At 70.7% G+C, this 24,534-nt stretch carries 28 protein-coding genes; 10 read left to right on the top strand and 18 right to left on the bottom strand.

The window, feature by feature from the left end; genetic code table 11:
- Window positions 1-23: 23 nt before the first annotated feature.
- The 6 genes from DFR50_RS00995 (at window position 24) to DFR50_RS00970 (ending at window position 7,439) form a co-directional block, all read left to right on the top strand.
- Entirely contained in the window at window positions 24-2,087 is a 2,064-nt protein-coding gene (locus DFR50_RS00995) for an elongation factor G (protein WP_245427228.1), read from the top strand.
- Window positions 2,088-2,192: 105 nt separating this feature from the next.
- Complete coding sequence (locus DFR50_RS00990; RefSeq protein WP_113887314.1) at window positions 2,193-3,200, top strand: complex I NDUFA9 subunit family protein; 1,008 nt, start codon at window positions 2,193-2,195, stop codon at window positions 3,198-3,200.
- 133 nt (window positions 3,201-3,333) lie between these two features.
- Window positions 3,334-3,630, top strand: a complete 297-nt coding sequence (locus tag DFR50_RS00985) for an integration host factor subunit beta (RefSeq protein ID WP_113887313.1) — start codon at window positions 3,334-3,336, stop codon at window positions 3,628-3,630.
- A gap of 63 nt (window positions 3,631-3,693) precedes the next feature.
- Window positions 3,694-4,023, top strand: coding sequence for a lipopolysaccharide assembly protein LapA domain-containing protein (locus DFR50_RS00980; protein ID WP_113887312.1), 330 nt, complete (start codon window positions 3,694-3,696; stop codon window positions 4,021-4,023).
- 19 nt (window positions 4,024-4,042) lie between these two features.
- Window positions 4,043-5,002 carry a bifunctional Delta(1)-pyrroline-2-carboxylate/Delta(1)-piperideine-2-carboxylate reductase gene (gene lhpI / locus DFR50_RS00975; protein WP_113887311.1) on the top strand — a complete coding sequence of 320 codons (960 nt, stop codon included), beginning with the start codon at window positions 4,043-4,045 and terminating at the stop codon, window positions 5,000-5,002.
- A gap of 184 nt (window positions 5,003-5,186) precedes the next feature.
- Window positions 5,187-7,439, top strand: coding sequence for a PAS domain S-box protein (locus DFR50_RS00970; protein WP_113887310.1), 2,253 nt, complete (start codon window positions 5,187-5,189; stop codon window positions 7,437-7,439).
- Window positions 7,440-7,823: 384 nt separating this feature from the next.
- Here the strand turns inward: DFR50_RS00970 and DFR50_RS31165 are convergent, their stop codons facing one another.
- Both DFR50_RS31165 and DFR50_RS00960 read right to left on the bottom strand, forming a co-directional pair.
- The gene (locus DFR50_RS31165) at window positions 7,824-8,024 is read right to left on the bottom strand and encodes a hypothetical protein (RefSeq protein ID WP_147262623.1); all 201 of its coding nucleotides are present in this window, start codon (window positions 8,022-8,024) and stop codon (window positions 7,824-7,826) included.
- Between the two features lie 15 nt (window positions 8,025-8,039).
- Window positions 8,040-8,357: an STAS domain-containing protein gene (locus DFR50_RS00960; RefSeq protein WP_113887308.1), complete on the bottom strand. Its 318-nt coding sequence runs from the start codon at window positions 8,355-8,357 to the stop codon at window positions 8,040-8,042.
- Window positions 8,358-8,639: 282 nt separating this feature from the next.
- On the opposite strand from DFR50_RS00960, the gene DFR50_RS00955 reads away from it, so the two are divergent.
- Window positions 8,640-9,821, top strand: coding sequence for a D-alanyl-D-alanine carboxypeptidase/D-alanyl-D-alanine-endopeptidase (locus DFR50_RS00955; RefSeq protein WP_113887307.1), 1,182 nt, complete (start codon window positions 8,640-8,642; stop codon window positions 9,819-9,821).
- Between the two features lie 48 nt (window positions 9,822-9,869).
- Here the strand turns inward: DFR50_RS00955 and DFR50_RS00950 are convergent, their stop codons facing one another.
- The 6 genes from DFR50_RS00950 to DFR50_RS00925 form a co-directional block, all read right to left on the bottom strand.
- Window positions 9,870-10,862 (bottom strand): alpha/beta fold hydrolase, encoded by a 993-nt coding sequence (locus DFR50_RS00950; RefSeq protein ID WP_113887306.1) that lies wholly within the window; start codon window positions 10,860-10,862, stop codon window positions 9,870-9,872.
- A gap of 31 nt (window positions 10,863-10,893) precedes the next feature.
- Entirely contained in the window at window positions 10,894-11,505 is a 612-nt protein-coding gene (locus tag DFR50_RS00945) for a hypothetical protein (protein ID WP_113887305.1), read from the bottom strand.
- A gap of 60 nt (window positions 11,506-11,565) precedes the next feature.
- Window positions 11,566-11,691, bottom strand: a complete 126-nt coding sequence (gene ykgO / locus DFR50_RS00940; protein WP_113887466.1) for a type B 50S ribosomal protein L36 — start codon at window positions 11,689-11,691, stop codon at window positions 11,566-11,568.
- 143 nt (window positions 11,692-11,834) lie between these two features.
- Window positions 11,835-12,521, bottom strand: a complete 687-nt coding sequence (locus DFR50_RS00935; RefSeq protein ID WP_113887304.1) for a 4'-phosphopantetheinyl transferase family protein — start codon at window positions 12,519-12,521, stop codon at window positions 11,835-11,837.
- 61 nt (window positions 12,522-12,582) lie between these two features.
- On the bottom strand, window positions 12,583-13,032 hold the full coding sequence (locus DFR50_RS00930; RefSeq protein WP_113887303.1) for an acyl-CoA thioesterase: 450 nt from the start codon (window positions 13,030-13,032) through the stop codon (window positions 12,583-12,585).
- 6 nt (window positions 13,033-13,038) lie between these two features.
- Window positions 13,039-13,626, bottom strand: a complete 588-nt coding sequence (locus tag DFR50_RS00925) for a biotin transporter BioY (protein ID WP_113887302.1) — start codon at window positions 13,624-13,626, stop codon at window positions 13,039-13,041.
- A gap of 98 nt (window positions 13,627-13,724) precedes the next feature.
- On the opposite strand from DFR50_RS00925, the gene DFR50_RS00920 reads away from it, so the two are divergent.
- Window positions 13,725-14,630, top strand: coding sequence for an MBL fold metallo-hydrolase (locus DFR50_RS00920; RefSeq protein ID WP_113887301.1), 906 nt, complete (start codon window positions 13,725-13,727; stop codon window positions 14,628-14,630).
- 40 nt (window positions 14,631-14,670) lie between these two features.
- Here the strand turns inward: DFR50_RS00920 and DFR50_RS00915 are convergent, their stop codons facing one another.
- The 6 genes from DFR50_RS00915 to DFR50_RS00895 form a co-directional block, all read right to left on the bottom strand.
- Window positions 14,671-15,768, bottom strand: a complete 1,098-nt coding sequence (locus DFR50_RS00915; RefSeq protein ID WP_113887300.1) for a nitrilase-related carbon-nitrogen hydrolase — start codon at window positions 15,766-15,768, stop codon at window positions 14,671-14,673.
- A 177-nt stretch (window positions 15,769-15,945) separates the two neighbouring features.
- Complete coding sequence (locus DFR50_RS31820) at window positions 15,946-16,107, bottom strand: hypothetical protein (protein ID WP_170152984.1); 162 nt, start codon at window positions 16,105-16,107, stop codon at window positions 15,946-15,948.
- A 332-nt stretch (window positions 16,108-16,439) separates the two neighbouring features.
- Complete coding sequence (gene edd, locus DFR50_RS00910) at window positions 16,440-18,266, bottom strand: phosphogluconate dehydratase (RefSeq protein WP_113887299.1); 1,827 nt, start codon at window positions 18,264-18,266, stop codon at window positions 16,440-16,442.
- Window positions 18,267-18,342: 76 nt separating this feature from the next.
- Window positions 18,343-19,317, bottom strand: a complete 975-nt coding sequence (locus DFR50_RS00905; protein ID WP_113887298.1) for a tetratricopeptide repeat protein — start codon at window positions 19,315-19,317, stop codon at window positions 18,343-18,345.
- Window positions 19,314-19,973, bottom strand: a complete 660-nt coding sequence (locus DFR50_RS00900) for a thiamine phosphate synthase (RefSeq protein ID WP_113887297.1) — start codon at window positions 19,971-19,973, stop codon at window positions 19,314-19,316. The genes DFR50_RS00905 and DFR50_RS00900 overlap by 4 nt, the downstream gene beginning before the upstream one ends.
- 148 nt (window positions 19,974-20,121) lie before the next feature.
- Entirely contained in the window at window positions 20,122-20,499 is a 378-nt protein-coding gene (locus DFR50_RS00895) for a nuclear transport factor 2 family protein (protein WP_113887296.1), read from the bottom strand.
- Between the two features lie 160 nt (window positions 20,500-20,659).
- Between DFR50_RS00895 and DFR50_RS00890 the strand changes: the two genes are divergently transcribed.
- Window positions 20,660-21,106, top strand: a complete 447-nt coding sequence (locus DFR50_RS00890; RefSeq protein WP_113887295.1) for a MarR family winged helix-turn-helix transcriptional regulator — start codon at window positions 20,660-20,662, stop codon at window positions 21,104-21,106.
- Window positions 21,107-21,403: 297 nt separating this feature from the next.
- On the opposite strand, the gene DFR50_RS00885 is transcribed toward DFR50_RS00890, so the two are convergent.
- The 4 genes from DFR50_RS00885 to mnmA all read right to left on the bottom strand — a co-directional run bounded on the left by DFR50_RS00885 (window position 21,404) and on the right by mnmA (window position 24,015).
- Window positions 21,404-21,640, bottom strand: coding sequence for an antitoxin (locus DFR50_RS00885; protein ID WP_113887294.1), 237 nt, complete (start codon window positions 21,638-21,640; stop codon window positions 21,404-21,406).
- A 159-nt stretch (window positions 21,641-21,799) separates the two neighbouring features.
- Window positions 21,800-22,345: a protease adaptor protein RcdA gene (gene rcdA / locus DFR50_RS00880; protein ID WP_113887293.1), complete on the bottom strand. Its 546-nt coding sequence runs from the start codon at window positions 22,343-22,345 to the stop codon at window positions 21,800-21,802.
- Between the two features lie 292 nt (window positions 22,346-22,637).
- On the bottom strand, window positions 22,638-22,844 hold the full coding sequence (locus tag DFR50_RS00875) for a DUF1192 domain-containing protein (RefSeq protein WP_113887292.1): 207 nt from the start codon (window positions 22,842-22,844) through the stop codon (window positions 22,638-22,640).
- A gap of 16 nt (window positions 22,845-22,860) precedes the next feature.
- Window positions 22,861-24,015, bottom strand: coding sequence for a tRNA 2-thiouridine(34) synthase MnmA (gene mnmA, locus DFR50_RS00870; protein WP_113887291.1), 1,155 nt, complete (start codon window positions 24,013-24,015; stop codon window positions 22,861-22,863).
- 217 nt (window positions 24,016-24,232) lie between these two features.
- Between mnmA and sciP the strand changes: the two genes are divergently transcribed.
- On the top strand, window positions 24,233-24,508 hold the full coding sequence (gene sciP / locus DFR50_RS00865) for a CtrA inhibitor SciP (RefSeq protein WP_113887290.1): 276 nt from the start codon (window positions 24,233-24,235) through the stop codon (window positions 24,506-24,508).
- The last annotated feature ends 26 nt before the right edge of the window (window positions 24,509-24,534 follow it).

Raw genomic sequence — 24,534 nt, 5'->3', positions numbered from 1 at the left:
GGCCGCCGTAAGGGAGCTGGATCTTGACTGCTGCCAACAACGAGCACCGCATCGCCGGTCCTCGTCTCATCGCCATCGTCGGGCCGTTCCAGAGCGGCAAGACCAGTCTCCTCGAGGGGATATTGGCGCGCGGCGGAGGCCTGGCGCGGCAGGGCGCGGTCCGCGACGGGACGACGGTCGGCGATTCGAGCCAGGAGGCGCGCAGCCACGCGATGAGCGTCGAGCCCAACGTCGCCAGCATCGACTACATGGGCGACCGGCTGACCTTCTTCGACTGTCCCGGGTCGATCGAATTCATCCACGACATGCGTCCCGCCCTGCCGGTCTGCGACGCGGCGATCGTGGTGTGCGAGGCCGACCCGCGCAAGATTCCGGCGCTGCAGGTGATCTTGCGCGAACTCGAGGAGCTCGGCCTGCCGCGCATCCTGTTCCTGAACAAGATCGACCAGGCCGGCGGCTCGCTGCGCGAGACGCTGGAGATGCTCCAGCCGGCGTCGCGCACCCCGCTGCTGCTGCGCCAGATCCCGGTGTGGGAGAACGGCGTCGCCACCGGCTTCGTCGATCTCGCGCTCGAACGCGCCTTCCTCTACCGCGAGTCCGCGCCGTCCGAGGTGATCGAGATGCCGGCGGGCGTGATGCAGGAGGAGAAGCACGCCCGCTATTCGATGCTCGAGAAACTCGCCGACTACGACGATGCGCTGATGGAGCAGCTTCTCAGCGACCTCGACCCGCCGAAGGATCTGGTGTTCGACGACCTCGCGCGCGAGCTGCGCGAGGGCCAGGTCGTGCCGGTGCTGATCGGCTCGGCGACCGAGGGGCACGGCGTGACGCGGCTCCTCAAGGCGGTGCGCCACGAGGCGCCGGGGATCGGCCACACCCGCCTGCGCCTCGGCGTCGACGATTCCGGACCGGCGCTCGCCCAGGTCATCCGCACCGTCCACACCGCCCACGGCGGCAAGCTGTCGCTGTCGCGGGTGCTGCGCGGCGCCTTCGGCGACGGCGTGACGGTGATCAATTCGCGCGGGATCGAGGAGCGCATCGGCGGCCTCGCCCGGCTGACCGGCTCGTCATCGGCCAAGATCGGCCGCGCCGAGGAGGGCGACACCGTCGCCTTCGCCCGGCTGGAGAACCTCGCCACCGGCGACCGGTTCGCCGAGGGCAAGACCGCCCCCGCCCCCGCCGACCTGCCGCCGGCCCCGCCGCCGACCCAGGCCTTCGCCATCAAGGTCAAGGACCGCAAGGACGAAGTCCGGCTCGCCGCCGCGCTGGCGAAACTGTGCGAGGAGGATCCGGCGCTGTCCTTCGTCCAGGACGCGGAAATGTCGGAGATGAAGCTCCTCGGCCAGGGGGAGATGCATCTGCGCGTGACGCAAGAGCGTCTGTCCGACCGGTTCGGCGTGACGATCCACACCCACAAGCCGACGGTCGCCTACCGCGAGACGATCCGCGACAAGGTCACGGTGCGCGGACGGCACAAGAAGCAGTCGGGCGGGCACGGCCAGTTCGGCGACGTGGTGGTCGAGGTCGGGCCGCGCGCGCGCGGCGAGGGGTTCGCCTTCGACGAGACGGTGCACGGCGGCTCCGTGCCGCGCCAGTACTTTTCGTCGGTCGAGGCCGGCGCCAGGGACGCGACGGCGCGCGGGCCGCTCGGCTTCCCGGTCGTCGACATTGCGGTCACCCTGACCGACGGCTCCTATCACACCGTCGATTCGTCCGACATGGCGTTCCGCGCCGCCGCCCGCATCGCCCTCGACGAGGCGATGGCCAAGGCGCGCCCGGTGCTGCTCGAGCCGATCCTGTCGGTGACGATCTACGTGCCCTCCGACGCGCTCGCCCGCGCCAGCGCGCTCGTCAGCGCCCGCCGCGGCCAGATCCTCGGCTTCGAGGGGCGCGAAGGCTGGAAGGGGTGGGAGGCGCTGCGCGCCCTGATCCCGGAAGCGGAGATCGGCGACCTGATCATCGAACTGCGCTCGGCGACCTCCGGCGTCGGCGCCTTCGAGACGAAGTTCGACCATCTGGCGGAGCTGACGGGCAAGACCGCCGACCACGTCGTCGAACAGCGGCGGGCCGCGAACGCGAACGGATAGGCTGACGTCCGCGCGCCGGAAATTCAGCCTTTTTCGCGGCTGTACAGGGGCGCGGCCTTCGCTTAAACGGGGCGGCGGAACGCCTTTCCTCCGGAGACGAGCGCGATGGCCGACGCCACTTTCGAACGAAGCCGCCTGGCGACCGTCTTCGGCGGCTCCGGATTTGTCGGCCGCCACATCGTCCGGGCCCTGGTCCGCCGGGGCTGGCGCGTGCGCGTCGCCGTGCGCCGGCCGGAGCTCGCCTTCTTCCTGCAGCCGATCGGCGGGGTCGGGCAGATCGAGGCCGTTCAGGCCAATCTGCGCTATCCCGCCTCGATCGCCGCCGCCCTCGAAGGCGCCGAGATGGCCGTCAACGCGACGGGGGTGAAGGCCGAGACCGGCGCGCAGACCTTTCGCGCCGTGCACGTCGACGGCGCGCAGGCGCTCGCCCGCGCCGCCAGGGCGGCCGACGTCGAGACCTTCGCGCTCGTTTCCGGGATCGGCGCCGATCCCAACTCCTGGTCGCCGTATGTCGCGAGCAAGGGGCTCGGCGAGGACGCCACGCGGGCGGAATTTCCCGCCGCGACGATCCTCAGGCCGTCCGTGGTGTTCGGCCCGGAGGATGATTTCTTCAACCGCTTCGGGGCGCTCGCGCGCTTCCTTCCGGTCATTCCGCTGTTCGCCGGAGGCAAGGCGCGGCTCCAGCCGGTGTATGTCGGCGACCTCGCGCAGGCGGCGGCCGCCGCGCTCGCAGGCGAAGCGAAGCCCGCGACCGTGTACGAACTCGGCGGGCCGGATGTGATGACGCTGCGCGAGGCGGCGGAAGCGGTCCTGCGCGCGACGGATCGCCACAGGCTGCTCGTCGGCCTGCCGTTCGCGCCCTCCTACATGATCGCTTCGACCACCAGCTTCGCGGCCAAGGTGACGCTCGGACGATTCCCGAAGCTTCTGACCACGAGCCGCGACCAGATCGACCTTCTGGCCTTCGACGCCGTCGTGTCGAACGAAGCGGAGGCGGAGGGACGCACCCTGACGGGTCTCGGAATCAGGCCGCAGGCGGTCGACGCGATCATCCCGTCCTACCTTGTTCGGTTCCGCAAGACGGGTCAGTATGAGACGCAACGTTCGGCCTGAATGCGCGCCCGCGCCGCGGGACGCGCTGCGTCATGACGACGCGCCGGCGGATCGATATTGGTGTGCACAGACGATTTGAGTCATGTGAGGGCGCGGGGATTTTCCTTGGGCGGTTTCGAGTTGGGGTCGTTCCGTGATCAAGTCTGAACTCGTGCAACGGATGGCGGCGCGCAATCCGCACCTCTACCAGCGCGACATCGAGAACATCATCGACGCGATTCTCGGCGAGATCGGCGACGCGCTGGCGCGCGGCGAGCGCGTCGAGCTCAGGGGCTTCGGCGCCTTCTCGACCAAGCAGCGGCAGGCGCGCACCGGCCGGAATCCGCGCACCGGCGACAAGGTCCCGGTCACCGAAAAGCTTGCGCCCTTCTTCAAAACGGGCAAGGAAATGCGCGAGCGCCTCAATCGAACGCCGGCCGAACAGGGCTAGCGCCGGTCTGTACGCGTCGTCAGGAAATCCGAGGCCCCCAACCGTCCGAGCGAGCTACCGTCCATGTTTCGCTTCCTTCGCCTTCTCGTCGTCGCGGTCATCGCGATCGTGCTCGTCGCGTTCTGCTTCGCCAATCGGCAGCCGGTGACGGTGTCGTTTGATCCGTTCAGCACCCCCGACAATGCGGCCGTGGCCACCCAGGCGCCGCTGTTCGTCGTGGTGGTCGTGGTCGCCATGCTGGCGGTGATCGCTGGCGCCCTCGCGACCTGGGTGAGCCAGGGCCGCCACCGCAAGGCCGCGCGCGTGAATCGCCGCGAGGCGGCGAAGTGGCGGAGCGAGGCGCAGACCCTCAAGGCCGCCCAGCCGGCCGGGTCGGCCCTGACGCGCACGTAAAGCGCCGCCGGCGGCGCCGATGCGGGTCTTTTCCGCCGAAGATCTCGATCGGACGCTCGACTTTCCGGCGCTGATCGACGAACTCGCCGCCGCAATGCGCGGCGGGTTTGTTGCGCCGCGCCGCCATCACCACCCGATCCAGCGCGCCGGCGAGCCGGTCGCGACCTGCCTTCTGATGCCGGCCTGGACCGAGAGCGCCTCGCGCGCCGGACTCTATCTCGGGGTCAAGCTGGTCAACGTCTTTCCGGGCAATTCCGCCCGGGGCGTTGCCTCCGTCACCGGCCTCTACGTGCTGCAGTCCGGCCGGACGGGCGAGACGCTGGCCGCGATCGACGGGACCCGGCTGACTCACTGGCGCACCGCCGCCGCCTCGGCGCTTGCGGCGCGATTTCTCGCACGGACGGACGCCAAGCGCCTGCTCGTGGTCGGCGCGGGCGCGCTCGCGCCGTTCATGGCGCGCGCGCACGCGAGCGTGCGCGCCTACGAGCGGATCGAGGTGTGGAACCATCGGCCCGAAGGGGCGCGGAAGCTCGCGGCGAGCCTCGCCGCGATGGGCCTGCCCGCGCGCCCCGCCGATGATCTCGAAGCCGCCGTCGCCGAGGCCGACGTCGTCTCCTGCGCCACCCTCGCCACCGAGCCGCTGATCGCGGGGCGCTGGCTGAAGCCGGGCCAGCATCTCGACCTCGTCGGGGCGTTCACCGTCTCGATGCGCGAGGCGGACGACGAGGCGCTGCGGCGCGCGCGCGTCTACGTCGATACCGAGGCCGCGCTCGTCGAGGGGGGCGACGTGGCGCTCGGCATTCTCGGCGGCGTCATCGACCGGTCCGCGGTCGTCGCCGATCTGCCGGCGCTGTGCCGCGGCGCGCCGGGCCGAAGGGGCGCGGACGAGATCACGCTGTTCAAGTCGGTCGGCGCCGCGATCGAGGACCTCGCCGCAGCCATCCTCGTTTGGAAAAACGCCGGCGGGCCTGAGCCTTAGGACTTCTTGGCTGTTTGCGGAACGGCGCTAACCCCGATATCCGGGAAACGCCGACACGGGCGCCCGGAAGGCCGGAGTCGCCAAAGCCAAGTCGCCAGGGCCGCCCGCCCCACGCGCGGGCGATGATGAGCGCCGAGAACGCCATCCGTTTGAACTGTTTTGCGCCGGGGGCAGCGGGAGTACGGTGAAGGACCTCTTTCTCGGCGGGCGCCTCGACGCGTTCATCCAGCAGTCCAGCGCCGCAATGGCGATGTTCGACCGCGAGATGCGGTACCTCGCCGTCAGCGGACGCTGGCTGTCCGACTACGGCCTGCGCCAGTCTCCGCTCGGCCGCAGCCATTACGACATCTTCCCCGAAATCGGAGAGGCGTGGAAGGCGATCCACGCGCAGTGCCTCGCCGGCGCCACGCTCCGAAGCGAGGGCGAGCCGTTTCGCCGCGATGACGGCGCCGTTCAATGGATCAAGTGGGAGGCCCGGCCCTGGCGCGACAACGACGGCGCAATCGCCGGACTCATTCTGACCACCGAAGATCTGACCGAGCGACAGGAGCAGCTCGCCGCGATCGAGCGTCTCGCGAGCATCGTGACGTCGGCCCATGACGCGATCGTGAGCAAGGACCTCCATTCGACCGTGACGAGTTGGAACGCCGGCGCGGCGCGGCTGTTCGGCTGGTCGGTCGAGGACATGATCGGGACCTCGATCCTGCGGATCATCCCGCCGGAGCGGCGGGACGAAGAGGATCGAATCCTGGAGCGCATCCGGGCCGGAGAGCGCATCGACCATTTCGAGACCGTGCGCATGACGAAAGACCGCCGTCGCATCGACGTGTCCTTGACGATTTCGCCGATCCGGAATGCGTTGGGCGAAATCGTCGGGGCCTCGAAGATCGTTCGCGACGTCACGGAGCGCAGACGGGGGGAAACCGCGCTGCGCCGCAGCGAGGTGCGGCTGAAGCAGGCGCTCGCGGCCGCGAAGGCCGGCGAATGGGAAGTCGACGCTGCATCCGGGTCGTTCTTCGCTTCCGATCGGGCGCTGGCGCTGTACGGCCTGCCGCCGGGGACACGGTTAACGCGCGAGGACGCCCTCGCTGCGGTGCACCCGGACGACCGCGTTCGCGTTCGCGACGCGCTTGGGCGCGCAATCGACGAGGGAAGCCCTTTCCACAGCGAGCACCGGGCGCTACGCCGCGACGGAACGACCCAGTGGGTCGTCTCGCATGCCGAAGCGCTCGCCAAGCAGGGTCCGCCGCGACTGGTCGGTCTCGTCCAGGACATCACCGAGCGCAAGGCCCTCGAGGCGGAGCTGAAGGAAACGGATCGTCGCAAGGACGAGTTCATCGCGCTCCTCGCCCACGAGTTGCGCAATCCGCTCGCCCCGATTCAGAGCGGCGTCGAACTGTTCAAGATGCGCGACGCCGGCGGCGACGATCGCGGCCGGGCGCTTCTCCAAATCATGGGGCGTCAGGTCGATCACCTCGTCCGACTGGTTGACGACCTCCTGGACGTGTCGAGAGTCAATGTCGGGGCCATCGCGCTTCGTCGTCGGCCCGTGAGCGTCGAGGATTCGATCGCCGACGCGTGGAGCATCGTCGCCGAAGAGGCGAAGCGAAAGCCGAATCCCGCGGCCCTGGCGATCGCCTGCGACGAGCCGCTGCTCGTCGACGCCGATCCGGTGCGGCTGACGCAGGTGTTCGCCAACCTCCTGAGCAATGCGGTCAAGTACACCGGCGACGATGGCCGGATTCGGGTCGCAATCGAGCGCGATCCGTCCGGGGCGGCGGTGACCGTCAGCGACAACGGCCGGGGAATCGAGCCGCAGTTCCTTCCGCGCGTCTTCGACGCCTTCGTTCGCGGCGGCCAGGGCTCGGCGCGCGACGACAGCGGCCTCGGCGTGGGTCTGGCGCTGGTCAAGGCCGTGGTCGAGCTTCACGGCGGGCGCGTCGAGGCCCGCAGCGAAGGCCTCGGGCGGGGAAGCGCGTTTGTCGTCCGCCTGCCGCTCGCGCAATCGGAGACGGCGCCTCCGCATCCGGTGGAGGCGCCGTCTCCGCAGCCGAAAATGCGATCGCGCGCGCTGGTTATCGACGACGACCGGGACGTCGCCGACAGCTTCGTGATGCTGTTGCAGGTTCTCGAGGCCGACGTCCGCTGCGCCTACGACGGGGCTTCCGGCGTCGCGCTGGCCGAGTCGTTTCAGCCGCATGTCGCATTCGTCGATCTCCGCATGCCGGGGATCGACGGGTTGGAAACGGCCCGCAGGCTCCGCCAGCGGCTCGCCGATCGCACGCCGCTGCTCGTCGCGGTGACCGGGCTGGGACAGAGCCGGGACCGCGCCCGCTCCCGGGAAGCCGGCTTCGACCTCCACTTCACCAAGCCGGTCTCCCTGGAGATCGTCCAACAGGTGCTGGACCGGCTGCGCCCGGACCCTGTCGCGGCCTGAACCGCTCGTCTCCGCCGGCCCGGCGCGCTCCGAAAAATCGGGGTCGATCGCCAGACATGTGAACGCCTGCCGCGGCGCCGCGGCGCCTTTACTCCTCCGAAAAGGTGAACTACCGTTCAGCCGCGGGGCCGTCACTTTATCGAAGCCAGAATACCGGTCGTCGGCCGACTGTCGGCGGGGAGCTCAACCGTGATTCATTCCGTGCAATTTCTCGATCGCTCGGGTCAGGTTCTCAGGAAGGCGTACGTTCGGGCGGCGAGCGAGATGGACGCCTTCCGAATGCTCGGCCCCTGGCCGCCAGGCGCCTGCAGCGTGCGCATTCTCGCTGCCTTCGACGGCGACGATCCGTGGGCCGGACTTCCGGCGTCGGCGCCGCAGCCGGCGTCAGGCTGCCTCGGTCCGCGACGCGTCCAGGGCTGCAACCCGTAGCGGCGCGCTGCGAAGGCGTTCGATCAGGGACACGATTGTCCGGGCGCCGGGTTCATCGCTCGCGCGCCCGACCCGTCGACGTTCACGAGCCTTGTCGATGACGACCCAGTGGCGGTCCTCGACCCGCTCGACCGAATAACGAACTTCAGGCGGCATCGGTGGCTCTCCTTTTCAACGAACCGGGCGTCTGCAATCGACGCCCTCGGGACCAGGCGCCGCAACCCCGGGGGCGGCGGCGCGATCGAGCGAAACGCCGCGCATGAGGCGAAGCGGTTGCCCCTGCGCATGGGCGACGGCGAATTCGAGCGAGCGTTTCGAGAGCGCAGAGCGAAGCCTGATCATCCCGGTGAGGCCCGCCGAATCCATGAACCGGACGCGCGACAGATCGAGGCAGACGTCCACTGGGCTTCGCGCGAGTTCGTCGAACGAGGCGCGGACGGCCGACATGCCGGCGTGATCCATGTCCTGATCGACGGTGAAGGTGAGCATCGAGCGTCATTCCGCAACGGGGGGTTTCGACGTTGACCTTGCAACGCGCGTGCCGGCCGGAGCGCGGCCGTTCGCGGCCTCTGGAAGCCAAAACGCCGGAAACCATGCGAAATCGCAAAGCCTGCCGGTTAACGGCGTTTGCAACTTGCAACGACCGGGCGACGCCGTCCAGGATGGCGACGATTCGACCCGGCCCCCGCCGCGGGCCGGTCCGACGCTCCGGCGTTCCCGACGGCGCCCGGAGAGGTCGCGCAGCGCGAGCGCCCGGGATAGGGATCAGCCATGTGGTGTCGCCCGCTCGTCCTCGCCCTGCTGCTCCTGTCCGCCCCGGCGATGGCCGGGGTGCGGGAGCAGGTCGCGCAGCTCGCCCCGTCGGGGACGGTGCTGGTGACGGACGCCCTCGGGAACGAACTGGTGGCGCAGAACGCCGACGCGCCCTTCGTCCCGGCTTCGGTCGCCAAGATCGTCACCGCCTGGCTGGCGATGGAGGTTCTGGGCGGCGACTACCGCTTCGAAACCCGCTTCTACCTCGACGACCGGCGCGTGCTCTACGTTCGCGGGGGCGGCGATCCGTTCCTGATCTCGGAGGAACTGGCGCCGCTCGGGGTCGATCTGGCGGCGGCGGTCGGCCGGGCGCCGATCGCCGGCGTCGTGCTCGACCCGAGCTATTATCCCGCCGACCTGCGCATCCCCGGCGTGGAGGACGACAACGAGGCCTATGACGCGCTGAACTCGGCGCTGGCGGTGAACTTCAACACCATCTACGCGGTGCGCAGGGGCGACCAGGTCCGCTCCGCCGAACCGCAGACCCCGATCACCCCGCTGGCGATCGCCCAGGTGCGGGCCGAGGGCCCCGAGGGCGCGGGCCGCATCAGCCTGACCCGCGAGCCCGCGGTCAGCCTGCGATACGCCGGCGAACTGATCAGCGCGTTCCTGGAGCGGGCCGGCGGAAGGGTGAAGGGTCCAATCTCGATCGGAACCGTCCCCGAAGGCCTGGCGCCGGTCCTTGTTCACCGGCAGTCGCGGCCGCTGTCGGAGATCCTGGTCGAACTGCTTCGGAGCTCGAACAACTACGTCGCCAACCAGGTCTTCCTGGAAATCGGCGCGCATCGCCTGGGGCCGCCCGTCAGCCTCGCCAAGTCGCTCGAGGTGGCGAACGCGATGCTCGCCGCCAACGGCCTCGCGGCCGACATCCATCTCGAGGAAGGCTCCGGCCTCAGCCGCGGCGCCCGCTTCACCGCCCGCGGTCTCGCCCGCGCGCTGGCGCTGTTCGCCCCGCACGCCGACCTGCTGCGGGGCCATGACGGCGGCCTGAACAAGACCGGCACCATGGCGGGAATCCGGACGCTGGCCGGCTACGCCGACACCTCGGGCCACGGGCGGGTGCGGTTCGTGATCGCGCTCGCGGGCGACGACGGCGCGCTGCGGTTCCGGGTGCTGCGGGCGATCGAGGCCGGGTTGTAGGGAAGCGAGCCGCGCATGGCGAACGGCGAGTGGATTCGCCATTCCTCGCTACTCGCTACTCGCCATCCGCCGCTCGCCGCCCGCGGTCTCCCGCGCGGCGGCCCGGCGTTCGGCCGCCAGCACGATCGCGACGATCCGGTCCGGCGCCGTGTGATGGGGCGAGTGACCGACGCCCGCAAGCGTCGTCAGCCGCGCTCCGGCAATGTCGCGCGCGAGGCCCGCGGAATGGATGTGCGCGTAGACGACGCCGTCGGAATCGCCGGTGACGATCTCGGTCGGAGCGCGGATTGCGCCGTAGCGCGGCGACATCGCCGCGACCGCGGCCTCGGCGTGGGCGACGTCCTGGCAATTGGCGCGGAAGTGGCGCGGGCGCAGCACGAGCGGCAGGCGCGTCGCCACGATGAAGTCCCGTGGCGGCCGGTTGGGCGCAAAGACGCCCTCGACGGCGGCGCGCATCTGCAGCCGCCCGGCCGGCAGCGCGACGAGCCGGCGGAACGGCGCCCCGAGCCAGCGGCGCGCGCCGAGCCCGTAGTACCACGCGACGCCGCCGGGCCACGGGTGGCTGACCGGCGAGATCAGGACGAGCGCGCGGACGAAGTCCGGATGGTCGAGCGCCAGCGCGAGGCCGGCGAGGGCGCCGAGCGAATGGACCACGACCAGCGCCCGCCCGACGCCGAGCTTTTCCGCCGCCGCGCGCAGCGCCGCCGCCTGCACGGCCGGCGAGGCGCCGTCGTCGCCGCCGATGCGGTCGCTCCAGCCGTGTCCTGGCCGGTCGACGCTGAGGACGCGGAAGCCCGCCGCCGCGAGCCGGTCGGCGAGCGCGACCGCCAGGTCGGCGGAATTTCCCGAGGCGCCGTGGACGAGAAGGACCGCGGCCCGATTCCCGGCGGTCGCCGGCCGGTCGAGGACGCTGATGACGCCGCCCGCGATCGCCACCCGCGACCCGATCGGCGGAAAGCGCGCCTCGATGCGGCGCGTCTCGACCGCGGTGAAGACGGCGAGCGAAACGATCAGAAGAAGGAGGGAGAGAACGAAAATCATGACGAGGCGGGATATCGGACGGCGAAGCCGATCACAGCTCCTGGCCCGCGATCTCGGCCTTCAGCCTGGCGGCCCGCTCCTCGGCGGACTTCCAGTGCGGCGCGATCGCGAGGGCGCGATGATAGACCTCGAGCGCCTCTTTCTTCTTGTCGCGCGTCTCGAGAATGCTGGCCATTCCCATCAGCGCGCCGAGATGGCGCGGCTCGCGCTTCAGCGTCTGGGCGATGTCGGCCATCGAGCCATCGGGGTCGTCGTCGAGATAGCGCAAGGTGGCGCGCGCGTTCCACGTCTCCGCCCGTTCGGGCATGAAGGCGACGGCTGCGTCGAGGATATGCCCCGCCGCGGCGTAGTCCTGGGCGGCGATCGCCTTGTGCGCCCGCTCGAGCAGGAGGTCGGCAGTGTCGGAGCCGGTGCGCCCGTAGGAAGCGAACAGCAGGCCGACGAGCCCCTCCGTCTCGTCCGAGTCGGCGGAGCCGGCGAGGCGCGTGTAAAGCTCCTCGCGAAAGTCGGCGGGCGTCTTCGGCGCGACGGTCTCCGCCTGCCCCTCTTGAGGGACCTCGGACTGCGTCGTCGCCGCGGCCCAAGCGCCGCCGGCGGCGAACGCCGCGAGCGCGGCGGCGAGCGCGATCTGCGATAGCGTCATGGGGCGAAAGTAGCGCGCCCCGGGACCGCCGTCAAAACGGTCCTGTCGACCCGTCGCAGATCAGCCCTGACGCGCCTTGAAGCGCTTCTGCGTCTTGTTGATGATGTAGACGCGGCCCTTGCGCCGGACCAGCCGGTTGTCGCGGTGGCGGTTGCGCAGGGACTTGAGCGAGTTGCGGACTTTCACGGCGTTCACCAATGGTTCTTCCCGCGGGGAAGACCCACGGCGCAGGAATTTGAGGCGCTCCTCATGCCTCAAACGGCGCATGAGATCAAGTGTCGCCATGCCGCCGGGCGCGGAAAAGCGGCCTCGCGCCGGCGGCGTCGCGCTCAGGGCGCCAGCACGCCGGTGTGGACCGCGCCGTCGGCGGCTTCGTAGCGTCCCGCGAAGGCGGCCGCGCCGAAGGCGGCGTCGAACGGCGATTTCAGGCGCATCGAAAAGCGCCGCGTCGCGGGATCGACGCCGACCAGTTCGCAGTCGAGATAGTCGAACCGCCGCCGATACGCCGGGAAAAGCGCCTTGAACAGGCTCTCCTTGGCCGAGAAGACCAGCGTCAGGCTCTCCAACCCGTCGAGGCCTGCGCGCGCGGCGCGCAGAATTTCGTCTTCGGAGGCGACGAATCCCGTGAGGTCGGCCGCCGCCTTGCGGCTCATGACCGGTTCGGCGTCGACGCCGATCCCGCGCGCTTCGCCGCTCCGCGCCACTGCGGCGGTGGCGAAAGCCTCCGTGTGGGAGATGGAGCCGACGAGCCCCGCCGGCCAGACCGGACAGCCGTCGGCGTCCTGCGCCAGGGCGATCGCCGGCGCCCACCCCCCCGAGATGCGCGCGATCGCCTCGCGGGCGCAGACGCGGCCGGCGAGAAAATGGGTCCGCCGCTTCGGGACGGCGCGCTCGAGCGCGGCCGGCAAGGCGAACGGCGGCGCCCGGCCGACCGGCGCGGGGTTCGCCGGAATGGTCACGCTGTATCGGGACACCGAGGCGGGAAAGACGTCCGGATCGCGCGCTCTCGAAAACATCAGGATCCGCCAGACCGGCCGCCTGCCCCGGGCGGCCCAACGGGAGAACGGACTCCGGTCTCTAGTCGACGATCAGCGTCTGCATGAGGTCCCGGTGCCCGTCCGGAATCGGAAACGGCCGGTTGGTCTGCCGATCGACATAGACGTGGGTGAACCGTCCCGCCGCCGCCGCGACCGCCGCGCCGGCCTTGAACACGGCGAGCCGATAGCGCACCGACGTCCGCCCCAGATGCTCGACCGCGACGCCGACCTCGGCGAGGTCCGGATAGGCGAGACTGGAAAAGTAGCGGCAAGAGGTCTCGACGACGAGGCCGACGATCGGGCTGGCGTTGGGGTCGAGCAGCCCCGCCTCGATCATGATCGCGTTCACCGCCGTATCGAACAGCGCATAGTAGACGACGTTGTTGAGATGCCCGTAGGCGTCGTTGTCGCTCCAGCGCGTCGCCAGCGGCACGAAACGCGCGAAGGCCGCCCGCGTGGGCGGCCCCTGACGATCGGATTCGGCGGCCATATTGGGTCAGGCGGCGCGCATCTGCTTCACCGCGTTCCAGGCGGCGCCGACCAGCGCGACGGCGAGCAAGGTCTTGACGACCGTCGCCAGCGCGAACGGGACCACGCCGAGCGCGAACGCCTTCTCGGGTCCGATCAGCACGGCGAGCCAGACGAAGCCGAAGGCGAAGATCACGCCGTGACCGATTGTCATCGCCGCCAGCAGGCGGGGCCAGGAGCGGTCCCAGCCGCGCTCGGCGAGGAAGCCGACCAGGGCGGCGGCGACGAGGAAGCCGGCGAGATAGCCGCCGGTCGGGCCGGCCATGTAGGCCGGGCCGGCGAGGGCGCCGGCGAACACCGGCGCGCCGAGCAGGCCCTCGACCAGATAGAACGCCACGGCCGCGGCGCCGAGCCGCAGGCCATAGGCGGCGGCGAGGACGAGCACGGCCAGCGACTGCAGCGTCATCGGCACGGGAATGAAGGGAACCTGGACCTTGGCCGAGACGGCGAGGACCAGCGCGCCGGTCAGGACGAGCGCCCCGTCGCGCGCAAGCCGGGCGGTCGGGTTGGCGGGCCACAGCGTCGAAACAAGCGTGGCGTCGAGGGCGGCGGTCATGGGATCTCCAAATGCTTCCAGCGGTCGGCTCTACGCGTCTTAGTCATGACAGGCTATCATGACAAGGCGACGAGTGTCGCACGAGGACCCGAACGCGCATGGCCGAGGACAAGGAACCCGACCTCTTCGTCGACCCGCGGCAGTCGCCGCCGCGCGAGGCGACGCGGCTTTCGCCGCTCGTGCGCCGTCTGATCGCGCCGAACGCCTCGCCGTTCACCTTCAACGGCACCTGCACCTACATTCTGGGGCAAGGCGCCGTCGCCGTCCTCGACCCGGGCCCGGACGAAACGTCGCACCTCGACGCGATCCTCGCCGCGGTCGCGGGCGAGACGGTCGCCACGATCGTCGTCACCCACACCCACCGCGACCACAGCGCCCTCGCCGGCCGGCTGAAACAGGCCACCGGCGCCCGCATCGTCGGCGCGGCGCCGTTCGCCCCGAAGGGCGACGGAACGGGCGGGCTCGATTCGTCGCACGACCGCGCCTACGCCCCGGACGCGGTCCTCGCCGACGGCGAGCGGTTCGAGGGCGCCGGCTTCACGCTCGAGGCGGTGGCGACCCCGGGCCACTGCGCCAATCACCTGTGCTTCGCGCTCGGCCAGGAGCAGGCGCTGTTCTCCGGCGACCACGTGATGGCCTGGTCGACTTCGGTGATCGCGCCGCCCGACGGATCGATGGGCGCCTACATGGCCTCGCTCGACAAGGTGCGCGCCCACGGCGAGCGCATCTACTGGCCGGGCCATGGCGGGCCGGTCACGGAGCCGCAGCGCTATGTCCGGGCGCTGGCGCATCACCGCCGCCAGCGCGAGGTCTCGATTCTGACGGCGCTCGACGCCGGCGCGGCCACCATTCCGGAACTGGTGGCGCGGGTCTATGTCGGCCTCGACCCGAAGCTCGTCCGTGCCGCCGGCCTCTCGACCCTCGCCCATCTCGAGGACCTCGCGGAGCGAGGAATTGTGGCGGGCGAGGAGGCGGACGGCGCGGCGCGCTGGCGGCGACTCTGAAGCGCAAGGCAGGCGGCAAGCCGCTCGACGCCGCGGTCGCTCAGCGCTCCGGCTTCCCGGGCCCTGCCCCGTACGCGCCCGGCGGCGTCCAGATCTTGCGCTCGATCATCTGGGCGATCTGCCGGTCGATCACCTCGCGGCGGAACTCGGCGTGATTGTAGGGCGGCCGGTCGAGATAGAGGTTCTTCGGATAGACCGGCTGCTCGTAGATCGTCTGGTAGACCTCGGTGCGCAGGTCCTTCATCCAGTTGTCCCACTGCGCGCGCGTGCGGTGATCCCGCATGGCCTCGATGTCGATCGTGCCGGCGACATAGGAGGAGCCGGCGCCGTAGTCGTGGCGGCCGACGATCCGGCCCTTGTAGTCGACGATCATCGAGCGGCCGCCGAAGGTGTCGATCGGCAGGTCCGCGTCGGCGTCGAGGTAGTAGGTTCCCATGTTGGGAGCGACGACGAAGAAATTGTTGTCGAGCGCGCGGGCGCGGTTCTGGATCTCGAAGAAGTCGTTGCCGGTGTGCGGGTGCGGATACGAGGCGCGGTAGACGACCTCGGCGCCGTTCATCGCCAGACCGCGGGCGTTCTCCGGATACGATCCCTCGTTCGCCATCAGCACGCCGAGCCGCCCGATCTCGGTGTCGGCGACCGGATAGAAGGCGTCGAGCGTTCGCCCGTAGAGTTCGATCCAGCGGTCCCAGACGTCGTGCGGCGTCACCGAATGCTCGACCGGATAGAGCGTCGCGAGCTTGTAGTGCTTGAGCGCCACCTCGCCCTTGGGATCGATGGCGAAGCCGACGTTGAAGAAGCGGTCGGGAAAGGCTTCGTGGCGCGCCTTGGCCTGGGCCATGATGAACACGTTCCAGTGGCGCGCGAGGTCGCCGAGGAACCGCGTCTCGGGGCCGGGAATGTCGATCGCGGTCTCGCGCGCGTAGGTGACGTGGTCGAGATCGAACACCTCGTCGGTAAAACCCTGGAGCGCGCCCTCCGGCACGGCGACCAGCCGCACCGGCAGATCGAGGCTCGAAAGCCAGGCAGCGGCGGCGATCATGTGGGCGATGTGTTCGAGATTGCGCTCGATCTCCGCCCGCTTGCGGACGCCGCGAACGGTCGGAACGAGGCCGACGGCCGTATAGGGTTGAGGCATGTCGCGTTTCCCCTCCGATAGCTCAGGAGCCGTCGCGAAGCGCGCGATGTCGCCAGGAAGGACGAGACGCGCTCGACCGCCTGCGCGCGCGATCGGCGACGCGAGTTGAACAAGGGCGCCGCCTCGGCGTCAAGTTCCTTCGTGCGCGAGTGCAATCGTCCGTCGGCGCGGCCGGCCTCACGGCCGCGTCCCTCGTGTTGCGCCGACGGGCGGCGGCGCGCCATTGGGCGGCGCGACGAAGCTCGCCTGAGCGAGGCGCGCCGGCGCGCGCGCCGCCTGCGCCGGGGTTGCGCCGAAGGCGACGATGAAAGCCAGTATCAGCCACAGACGTGACGGCATCGGTCTCCTCGCTGATTTTGCGGCTGGAAGCGGCGCGCCCGGCGTCGAAGGCGCCGGCCGAGGCGCGAGCCCGTCCATGGACGGGCTGCGGCGCGCCCTGCTTCCCGATGATCGCCCCGAGGGCGACGGTCTTGATATCGCCGGCGAAGGGTGAAGGAAGAGTCAACGCGGGCTGCGAACGGGCGCGCCCTTGTTCCCTCGCCGAGAGGAGCGCGAAGGGCGACGCGACGGTTCGCGGGCCGCAGCGGTCGAACTCACCACGAAGGACACCAAGGGACACGAAGACTTCGTGGTCCTTCGTGCCCTTCGTGGTGAAAAGCGACGTCCGCGGCTCACACCGCCGAGAAGATCGCCGCGCCTTCGTCCGCCGCGCCCACCTGCCCGCGGAACGCGGCGAACAATTCGCGCCCCATGCCGACGTGCGAGCGGGCGAGATCGGTTTCCGCGTGGCCCCGCCGCGCCCAGACGTCGGCGTCGATGATCACGTCGAGGCGGCCGGCGGGGGCGTCGAGCCGGACCACGTCGCCGTTGCGGATTTTTCCGATCGCGCCGCCGGCCGCGGCCTCGGGCGTGACGTGGATGGCGGAGGGCACCTTGCCCGAGGCGCCGGAGAGACGGCCGTCGGTGACCAGCGCCACCCGGTGGCCGCGGTCCTGAAGAACCCCGAGCGGCGGCATCAGCTTGTGCAGTTCCGGCATGCCGATCGCCTTCGGGCCCTGGAAGCGCACGACCGCGACGAAATCGCGGTCGAGTTCGCCCGCCCGGAACGCCGCGTGCAGCTCCTCCTGGCTGTGGAACACCCGCGCCGGCGCCTCGATCACATGGCGATCGGGGGCGACCGCGGAGGTCTTGATCACCGCCCGACCAAGCGGCCCCTCGAGCACGCGCAGGCCGCCGGTCGGCTGGAACGGATCGGCGGCGCCGCGCAGCACGGCGACGTCGCCCGAGGCGTCCGGCGCAGGCCGCCAGCCGATCTCGCCCGACTCGTCGAGATGAGGCTCGACGACGTAATCGGCGAGCCGCTCGCCCCACACCGTGCGCGCCTCGCCGTGCACGAGCCCGGCGTCGTTGAGCTCACGGATGAGCAGCCCCATGCCGCCCGCGGCCTGGAAATGGTTCACGTCGGCCTTGCCGTTGGGGTAGATGCGGGTCAAGAGCGGCGTCACCTCGGCGAGGTCGGCGAAATCCTCCCACCGGAGCGCGATGCCCGCCGCGGCGGCCATGGCGATGAGGTGGATGGTGTGATTGGTCGAGCCGCCGGTCGCGTGCAGGCCGACGACGCCGTTGACCACGGCGCGCTCGTCGACCACATGTCCGATCGGGGTGAAGGCGTTGCCGAGCGCGGTCATTTCCAGCGCCCGCTTTACCCCGAGCATCGTCAGAGCGTCCCTGAGCGGCGTGTTCGGGTTGACGAACGAGGCGCCGGGCAGGTGAAGCCCCATGATCTCCATCAGCATTTGATTGGTGTTGGCCGTGCCGTAGAACGTGCAGGTGCCGGGCCCATGATAGGCCTTCGACTCGGCCTCGAGCAGGTCGACCCGCGTCGCCTTGCCTTCGGCGTAGAGCTGGCGGATTTTCGACTTCTCGTCGTTCGCCAGACCGGACGGCATCGGCCCCGCGGGCAGGAACACCGCCGGCAGATGACCGAACGACAAGGCGCCGATCAGCAGCCCCGGCACGATCTTGTCGCACACGCCCAGATAGACCGCGGCGTCGAACATGTCGTGCGACAGCGCCACCGCGGTCGCGAGCGCGATCACGTCGCGGGAGAACAGCGACAGCTCCATGCCCGCTTCGCCCTGCGTGACCCCGTCGCACATCGCCGGAACGCCGCCGGCGACCTGGGCCGAGCCGCCGACCGCGCGCGCCGCCTGCTTGATCAGGTCGGGGAACCGGTCGAACGGCTGATGGGCCGAGAGCATGTCGTTGTAGGCGGTGACGATCGCGAGGTTCGGCCCGTCGCCCTCGCGCAAAGCCTGCTTGTCGCCCGGCGCGCAGGCCGCGAAACCGTGGGCGAAGTTGGCGCAGCCGAGCCGCTTGCGCGCCGGCCGTTTCGCCACCGCTTCGTCGATCCGGTCGAGATAGGGGCGGCGCGCGGCGGCGCTCCGCTTCACGATCCGCTCGGTGACTTCGCCGACCCGCGCGTTGAGATCCGTCATGCCTGCCTCCTCAAAAGAAGCCATGGGACGCCGCCGTTCCCGAGGGCGCGCCCGTCCGGCCGACGCCCCCTTGCTTTCAGTTTCCGATCGTCTGGCGAACGATGCGGGTGAAGCGGCTGCGCTCGTCGGCCGTCAGATTGGCCGTCGCCACGTCGAGCCCCTGGTCCTGCAGTCCGCCGGCCTTGGCGAAGGCGTTCCAGGCCGCGGCCTTGGCGAGGTCGCGGTCGACCCCGACGCCGTCGACATAGAGATGCGCCAGCCGGTTCTGCGCGATCGGATTGCCCTTGGCGGCCGCGACCCTCAGGATCGCCACCGACGCGGCCTGGTCCTTCGGCACCCCCTTGCCGTTGAACAGCATGATCGCATATTCGACCTGCCCCGCGACCACGCCGGCGTCGGCGGCGCGCTTGAGCCAGCGCGCGCTCTCGGCGAGATTGGCCGGCACGCCTTTGCCTTCGCGCAGCATGACGCCGTAGGAATAGGCCCCGTCGTCGTAGCCCGCGTTCGCCGCCTTGAGGAAATATTGCGCGGCCGCCGCGTAATCGGGAGTCTTGCCGCCCGACGCTTCGAGCGCCATCACGCCGAGGTTGTAGAGCGCCGCGCCCTGGTTCCGGGCGGCCGCGCGCTCGAACTGCGCCTTGGCCGCGTCCCGGTCCTTCGGCAGGTCCTTCGCCCCCTCGAGCAGCAGCGACCCGAGTTCGTAGGCCGCCTGCGGATCGCCGAGATTGCTCGCGAGCCGGAACCAGCGCGACGCCTCGAGATCGTTCTTCCCCTCGGCCGCGCCGTCCCGATAGATGACGCCGATCAGGGTCATCGCCGCCGCGTCGCGCGGGTTCTGGTCGAGCCGACGTTCGGCCTCGCGCAGCGCGATCAGGAAGTTTCCGCGCTGATAGGCGCCGAACGCCAGGTCGGCCGGCTTGCCGTCGGCGCGCGGGGGAAGCGGCGGCGGCAGGGAAGGAAGGGCGGGGGCCGTCTCGGCGGCGGCCTGGCCGAGCGAGCCTGCGAGCGACAGAACCGCCGCGGCGGCGGCGAGACGGACGGGACGCTTCATGCGCCCTCCGCCGCCGCGACGGAAATCGCCGCGTGCAGCGCCCGGACGGCCTCGGCCGGGGACGCCGCCCGCCAGACGATGTCGTCGGCCGCGACGAAGTCCGCGCCCGCCGCCGCGAGCCGGCGCGCGGCGTCGATCGATTCGGCATAGGCGACGCAGGGGGTTTCGAAAATCTCCGCCCACCATCCGACCCGCTCGAGCAACAGTTCGAGCGCCATCGACGGGGTTTCGCCGCGCGGCTCGCCGAACATGACGTAGTCGGCGCCCTTCTCGCCCGCGGTCATGGCGTCGTCGCGCATGCGCAAGCCGCCGGCGCCGACGATCCGCTCCGGCTTCAGGCTGTCCAGCGCCGCGTCGAGCGCCTCGTCCACGCCTTCGACATGCGCGCCGTCGGCGCCGAGGCGGGCGACGCGGCGGGGGTCGCCGTCCAGGATCAGGGCGCAGTCCGCGGCCGCGGCGGCCTTCAGGAGCGGCGCGACGATCGCCCTGGCGTCCCCGTCCGCCCCGGGGGCGAAGCGGACGCGCGCGCTCGCCACCGGGGCGGCTGCGACCGCCTCGGCGAATATCCCGGCGAAGGCCGGAGCGCTCTCCGGCGAGAGCGGCGGCGTGATCAGGGTGAGCGAGCAGCGCGGCGGATGGACTGGTTTGGGGGGCATGATCGGCGGGTTCGGGGAGCGGGCATAACTGGCCGACCAATGCGGCCAAATCCCGGTCGAGGCAAGCCCGGCCCCGCCGCGGGCCTGTCGGCCGGCTGCGCGGAGCGGAGCTTTGCGCCCGCGCTGGCCGACCTTTCCCGCGCGCTCCTCACGCGTGCGCGATTCCCGCGAGCCCGCCGGCGTTCTCGATGTCGAACCGGCTGACGCGGTCCCCCTCGAAGTGGAAGACATGCCGGACCGCCTCGTCGAGCAACACCTTTCCCGCGAGGTCCCGGACGACCTGGTGGACCTCCGCCACCGTCGCCCCGTCGTCGCGCCGGGAGACGCGGATCGGGTCGACCCGCGGCGCGATCGCCGCCCATTGCTTCGTCCAGTAGGCCCGGACGCCGTCGTGTCCGTGCACATGCCCGCCGTCCATGCCGTTCGCCCACGCGACATTGTCGGTGAGGAGCGTCAGAACGGCCGGAATGTCGCGTCGGTTGAAGCCCTCGTACAGGCGGCGCACGATCGCGTCGGTGTTCTCCATCGATCCGGTCCTTCTCTTGGTTCGGGACGCCGCCCCGCGTCCGCTCGGCCCTGCGCCGCGAAGGCGCCACGGCGGGGTGAGCGGGTTGCGCGCGGCGGCCCGACGTTATACATAGGCGCCTATATAAAACAATAGGCTCCTATGCAAGAGGCCGGTCGCCATGAATTTCGAAGTGCTGTCCACGCCGGGACACCTGATCAGCCTCGCGGCGCGCGGGTTCGCCCGCCTGAGCGAGGCGCGCCTCAAGCCGCTGGGGTTCGGCGTGGGCTGCCTGCCGGTGCTGGTCGCGCTGCAGGACGGCCGGGCGCAGACGCAGCGCGAGCTCGCCCGCTTCGCCAGAATCGAGCAGCCTTCCATGGCGCAGATGCTGGCGCGCATGGAGCGGGACGGGTTGATCCGGCGCACGCCCGACCCCTCGGACGGGCGCAGCAGCCGGATTGCGCTGACGAGCGTCGCGACGACGCGCATTCCGGACGCCTGCGAAGCGCTGATGGAAGGCAACCGCGAGGCGCTGAGCGGTTTTTCCGACGAGGAAGCCGCTCGGTTCGTCGCCCTGCTGTCGCGGGTGATCGCCAATCTCGACCGAATTGCCGGCGCGGAAGGGTGAGCGCACGATCCCCTCGACGGAAAGCGCACGGCCGTCACGATGGCCGGGAGTTCACGACCGTCATGGCGAGCGCAGCGAAGCCATCCATGCCGCCGCCGGATCGCGGGTTGGTGGATTGCTCAACCTTGGCGCGCGGGGACGGCGCTCCGCGAGACCGGCGCGCGCTGTCCGCCAAAGTCCGGGCGGCGCCTCTCCTCACCGTGGCCCCCGGATCGCCGCGTCGCCTTCAGCTCCTCGCGATGACGACGGAAAGGGCTTTCGCCCCACCTCGGCCGTTACGGGGCGCGGAGCGCGCGGTCACAGGCGGTCGCGCTCGGCCTGATCATGCTCGCCGCGTCCGTCGGCCATGAAATCGGGGGAGAAACGCGCGAACTTGGCGAGCACCCCTGCGAGCGAGCGGCTCGCGGGCCGAATGCGGAGCTCGTCGCCGACGCGTTCGATCTCGACGTCGATATCGCTGCGCTCGTAAGCCAGTTCCGCCGGGATGCGCACAGCCTGCGAATTTCCGTTCTTGAAGACGCGCGTGTTGGTCATCGCTGCTGTTCCGGGCGATCGACCAGGAATGTACAGGACGGCGGTCTCAGCGGAAAGCGCCGCCGTAGGTCAGCGACGGCTTTTGTCCCGCCGCCCGGCCTTTGGCCGTATCCCGCCCGCCTGGGGCATTGCATTCAGGCGCCCGCCCCGGCCGCGCCCTCAGCCCGAGAACGCCGCCCGCAGCCGCGCGACCTGCGCCGCGACCGCGCTCGCCTGCGAGAAAGCCTCGGGCGCCCGGGCGGCGAGGAGACCGCGATCGAGGTGGATCACCCGCTCCTGGATGCGCAGCGAGCGGCGGCTCAGCGCCCGCAACGTCGGCGGCAGCTCGTCGAACAGCTCCGGCGCGCAGGCGAGGTCCTGACGGGCGAGCCGCACCCGGTGTCGGTCGCTCAACGCCTGTCGCGCGGTCAGTTCGCCCTCGTTGACCGCGCGCTGGAGCAGCAGCCACGAGGCGACCTGCATCAGCCGGGTCGTCAGCCGCATGCTCTCGGTCGCATAGGCGAGACCGGCCATCCGCGACAGGGCCCGCGCCTCCACCCGCCCCGGACCGTCGAGATAGGCCGCCGCCTCCTCCACCAGCGCCATGCCCTGGCTGAACAGGTCGGCGAAGGCGGGCGAGGCGGTGAGGCGGTGAATGAAGGGAACGGCCTGCTGAGGCGCGACCGCTGCGAAAGGGCGCTTCCAGCCGTCGGTCTGACGATTCATCCGCCAACACTCCCTGACCTCGCGGAAGAGGCTCCCGGCCGGGCCCCCCGCATCCGGGAGGCGTCGAGGCAAGTATAGGGCCTCGACGAGGCGGGCGCGCATTAACCCGGGCGTAAGGTTAACGCGCGCCTCGGCGGTATGCAGAGAAGGTCGAAAACCCCCGGAAAGGCCGGGACGGGCCGCGTTTACCCGGCGCGCGACGGGCGGCGCCGCGCGGCGGCCGCGGCGAAGCGGCGTTCGCAGACGCTGTCGCAAAACGGACCGGACGGGGAGTGCGAAAACGGGACGCCGTTCAGATCTTGAACGCCGCGTCCGCGGCGGCGCGCGTCGCCCGGCGGCTTTCGATCGCCCGCTCGAGGCGGGCGATCTCGGCCCCGAGCAGCGCGATCCGCTCGGCGAGTTCGGCTTCCGACAGGGCGTCGAGGCTCTGCCCGATCTCGTGCGCGGGCGTCGGCCTCGGCTTCGCGCCGAATACGGATTCCTCGTCGAAGGCGGCCATCGGATGATCCCGGACTTCAGGAGGCGGCGATGAAGCCGCCGCCCAACACCCGCGCGTGCGGGTCGAGCGACTCGTAGAACACGCAGGCCTGCCCCGGCGAGACGCCGGTCTCCGGCTCGAGGAACTCGACCTCGCCCTCGGGCGTGAGCGCCGCCAGCGCCGGCGGTCGGGTCGAACGGACCCGCGCCGCGATCACGAGGCCGTCGGGCGGCAGATCGCCGAGCCGGCCGTCGCCGAGCCAGTTGACGGAGCGGAGTTTCAGCCGCGTCCGGGCGAGCGCCGACCGCGGCCCGACCACCACCCGCCGGCGCTCGGCGTCGAGCGCCACGACGTACAGGGGCTGGGTCGAGGCGACGCCGAGCCCGCGCCGCTGGCCGATGGTGTAGTGGACGATGCCGGCGTGGCGGCCGAGCACGCGGCCGCCGGCGTCGACGATGTCGCCGGGCGTGGCCGCTCCGGGCATCAGCCGCTCGATCATGTCGCTGTAGTGGCCGGCCGGCACGAAGCAGATGTCCTGGCTGTCCGGCTTCTCGGCGTTGATCAGGCCGAAGCGGCGGGCGAGGTCGCGAACCTCCGCCTTCGGCATCGCCCCGAGCGGGAAACGCAGGCGCGCGAGCTGCTCGCGGGTGGTGGCGAACAGGAAATAGCTCTGGTCGCGCTCGGCGTCGGCGGCGCGATAGAGCGCCTGCCCGCCGCGCCCGTCGTCGCGCGTGACGACGTAATGCCCGGTCGCCAGCAGGTCCGCGCCGAGATCGCGCGCCGCCCCGAACAGGTCGGCGAACTTCATGTGCTGGTTGCAGGCGACGCAGGGGATCGGCGTTTCGCCCGACACGTAGGCGCGCGCGAACGGCTCGATCACCTTCTGGCGGAAGCGCGCTTCGTAATCGAGCACGTAGTGGGGAATCCCGATCCGGGCGGCGACGTCGCGCGCGTCGTGAATGTCCTGGCCGGCGCAGCAGGCGCCCTTGCGGTGGGCGGCCGCGCCGTGGTCGTAGAGTTGCATCGTCACGCCGACGACGTCGTAGCCCTCGTCGGCGAGCAAAGCCGCGACGACGGACGAATCGACGCCGCCCGACATCGCCACCACCACGCGGGTGTCGGCGGGCGCCTTGTCGACTCCGAGGCTGTTTACCGCGCCGCGCGAGGCGTGCGCGAGGCTTGTCGCGAGCATTCCGACCTCTTCCCGGCGAAACAGGTGTTCGCAGGCGCCATATGGGCCTTCCGGCCCGCGAAACCAAGGTCATAGCCGAAAACGCCGGCCGCCGCCAGTTTCGAGGCGGCCTCGCGTTTTGACACACCGGCGCGCCGTTTCCGACCCTTGACGTTTATCGGAATTTAAAGCGCCGCAGCTAGGTTCGACTCGTTGAGTGCGTACGAGTGAGCGTTCCATGAGCGATGCCATGCGGCCGAGAGTGAAATACGTCATCGGTCCGGACGGAAGCCCCCTGACCGTCGCCGACCTGCCGTCGCCCGAAACCCGCCGCTGGGTCATTCGCCGCAAGGCCGAGGTCGTGGCCGCGGTCCGGGGCGGGCTTCTGTCGCTGGAGGAAGCCTGCGCCCGCTACACGCTGACCGTCGACGAGTTCCTGAGCTGGCAGGTCTCGATCGACCAGCACGGCCTTCCGGGCTTGCGCACGACGCGCATCCAGCAGTATCGGCAATGACGCCCCGCGCGGCGCGCCCGGCGAGA

This window comes from Roseiarcus fermentans, from assembly GCF_003315135.1.
Taxonomy (GTDB): Bacteria; Pseudomonadota; Alphaproteobacteria; order Rhizobiales; family Beijerinckiaceae; genus Roseiarcus; species Roseiarcus fermentans.
Note: the sequence above shows the minus strand (reverse complement) of the source record. Positions and strands in the feature narration are given on the sequence as shown.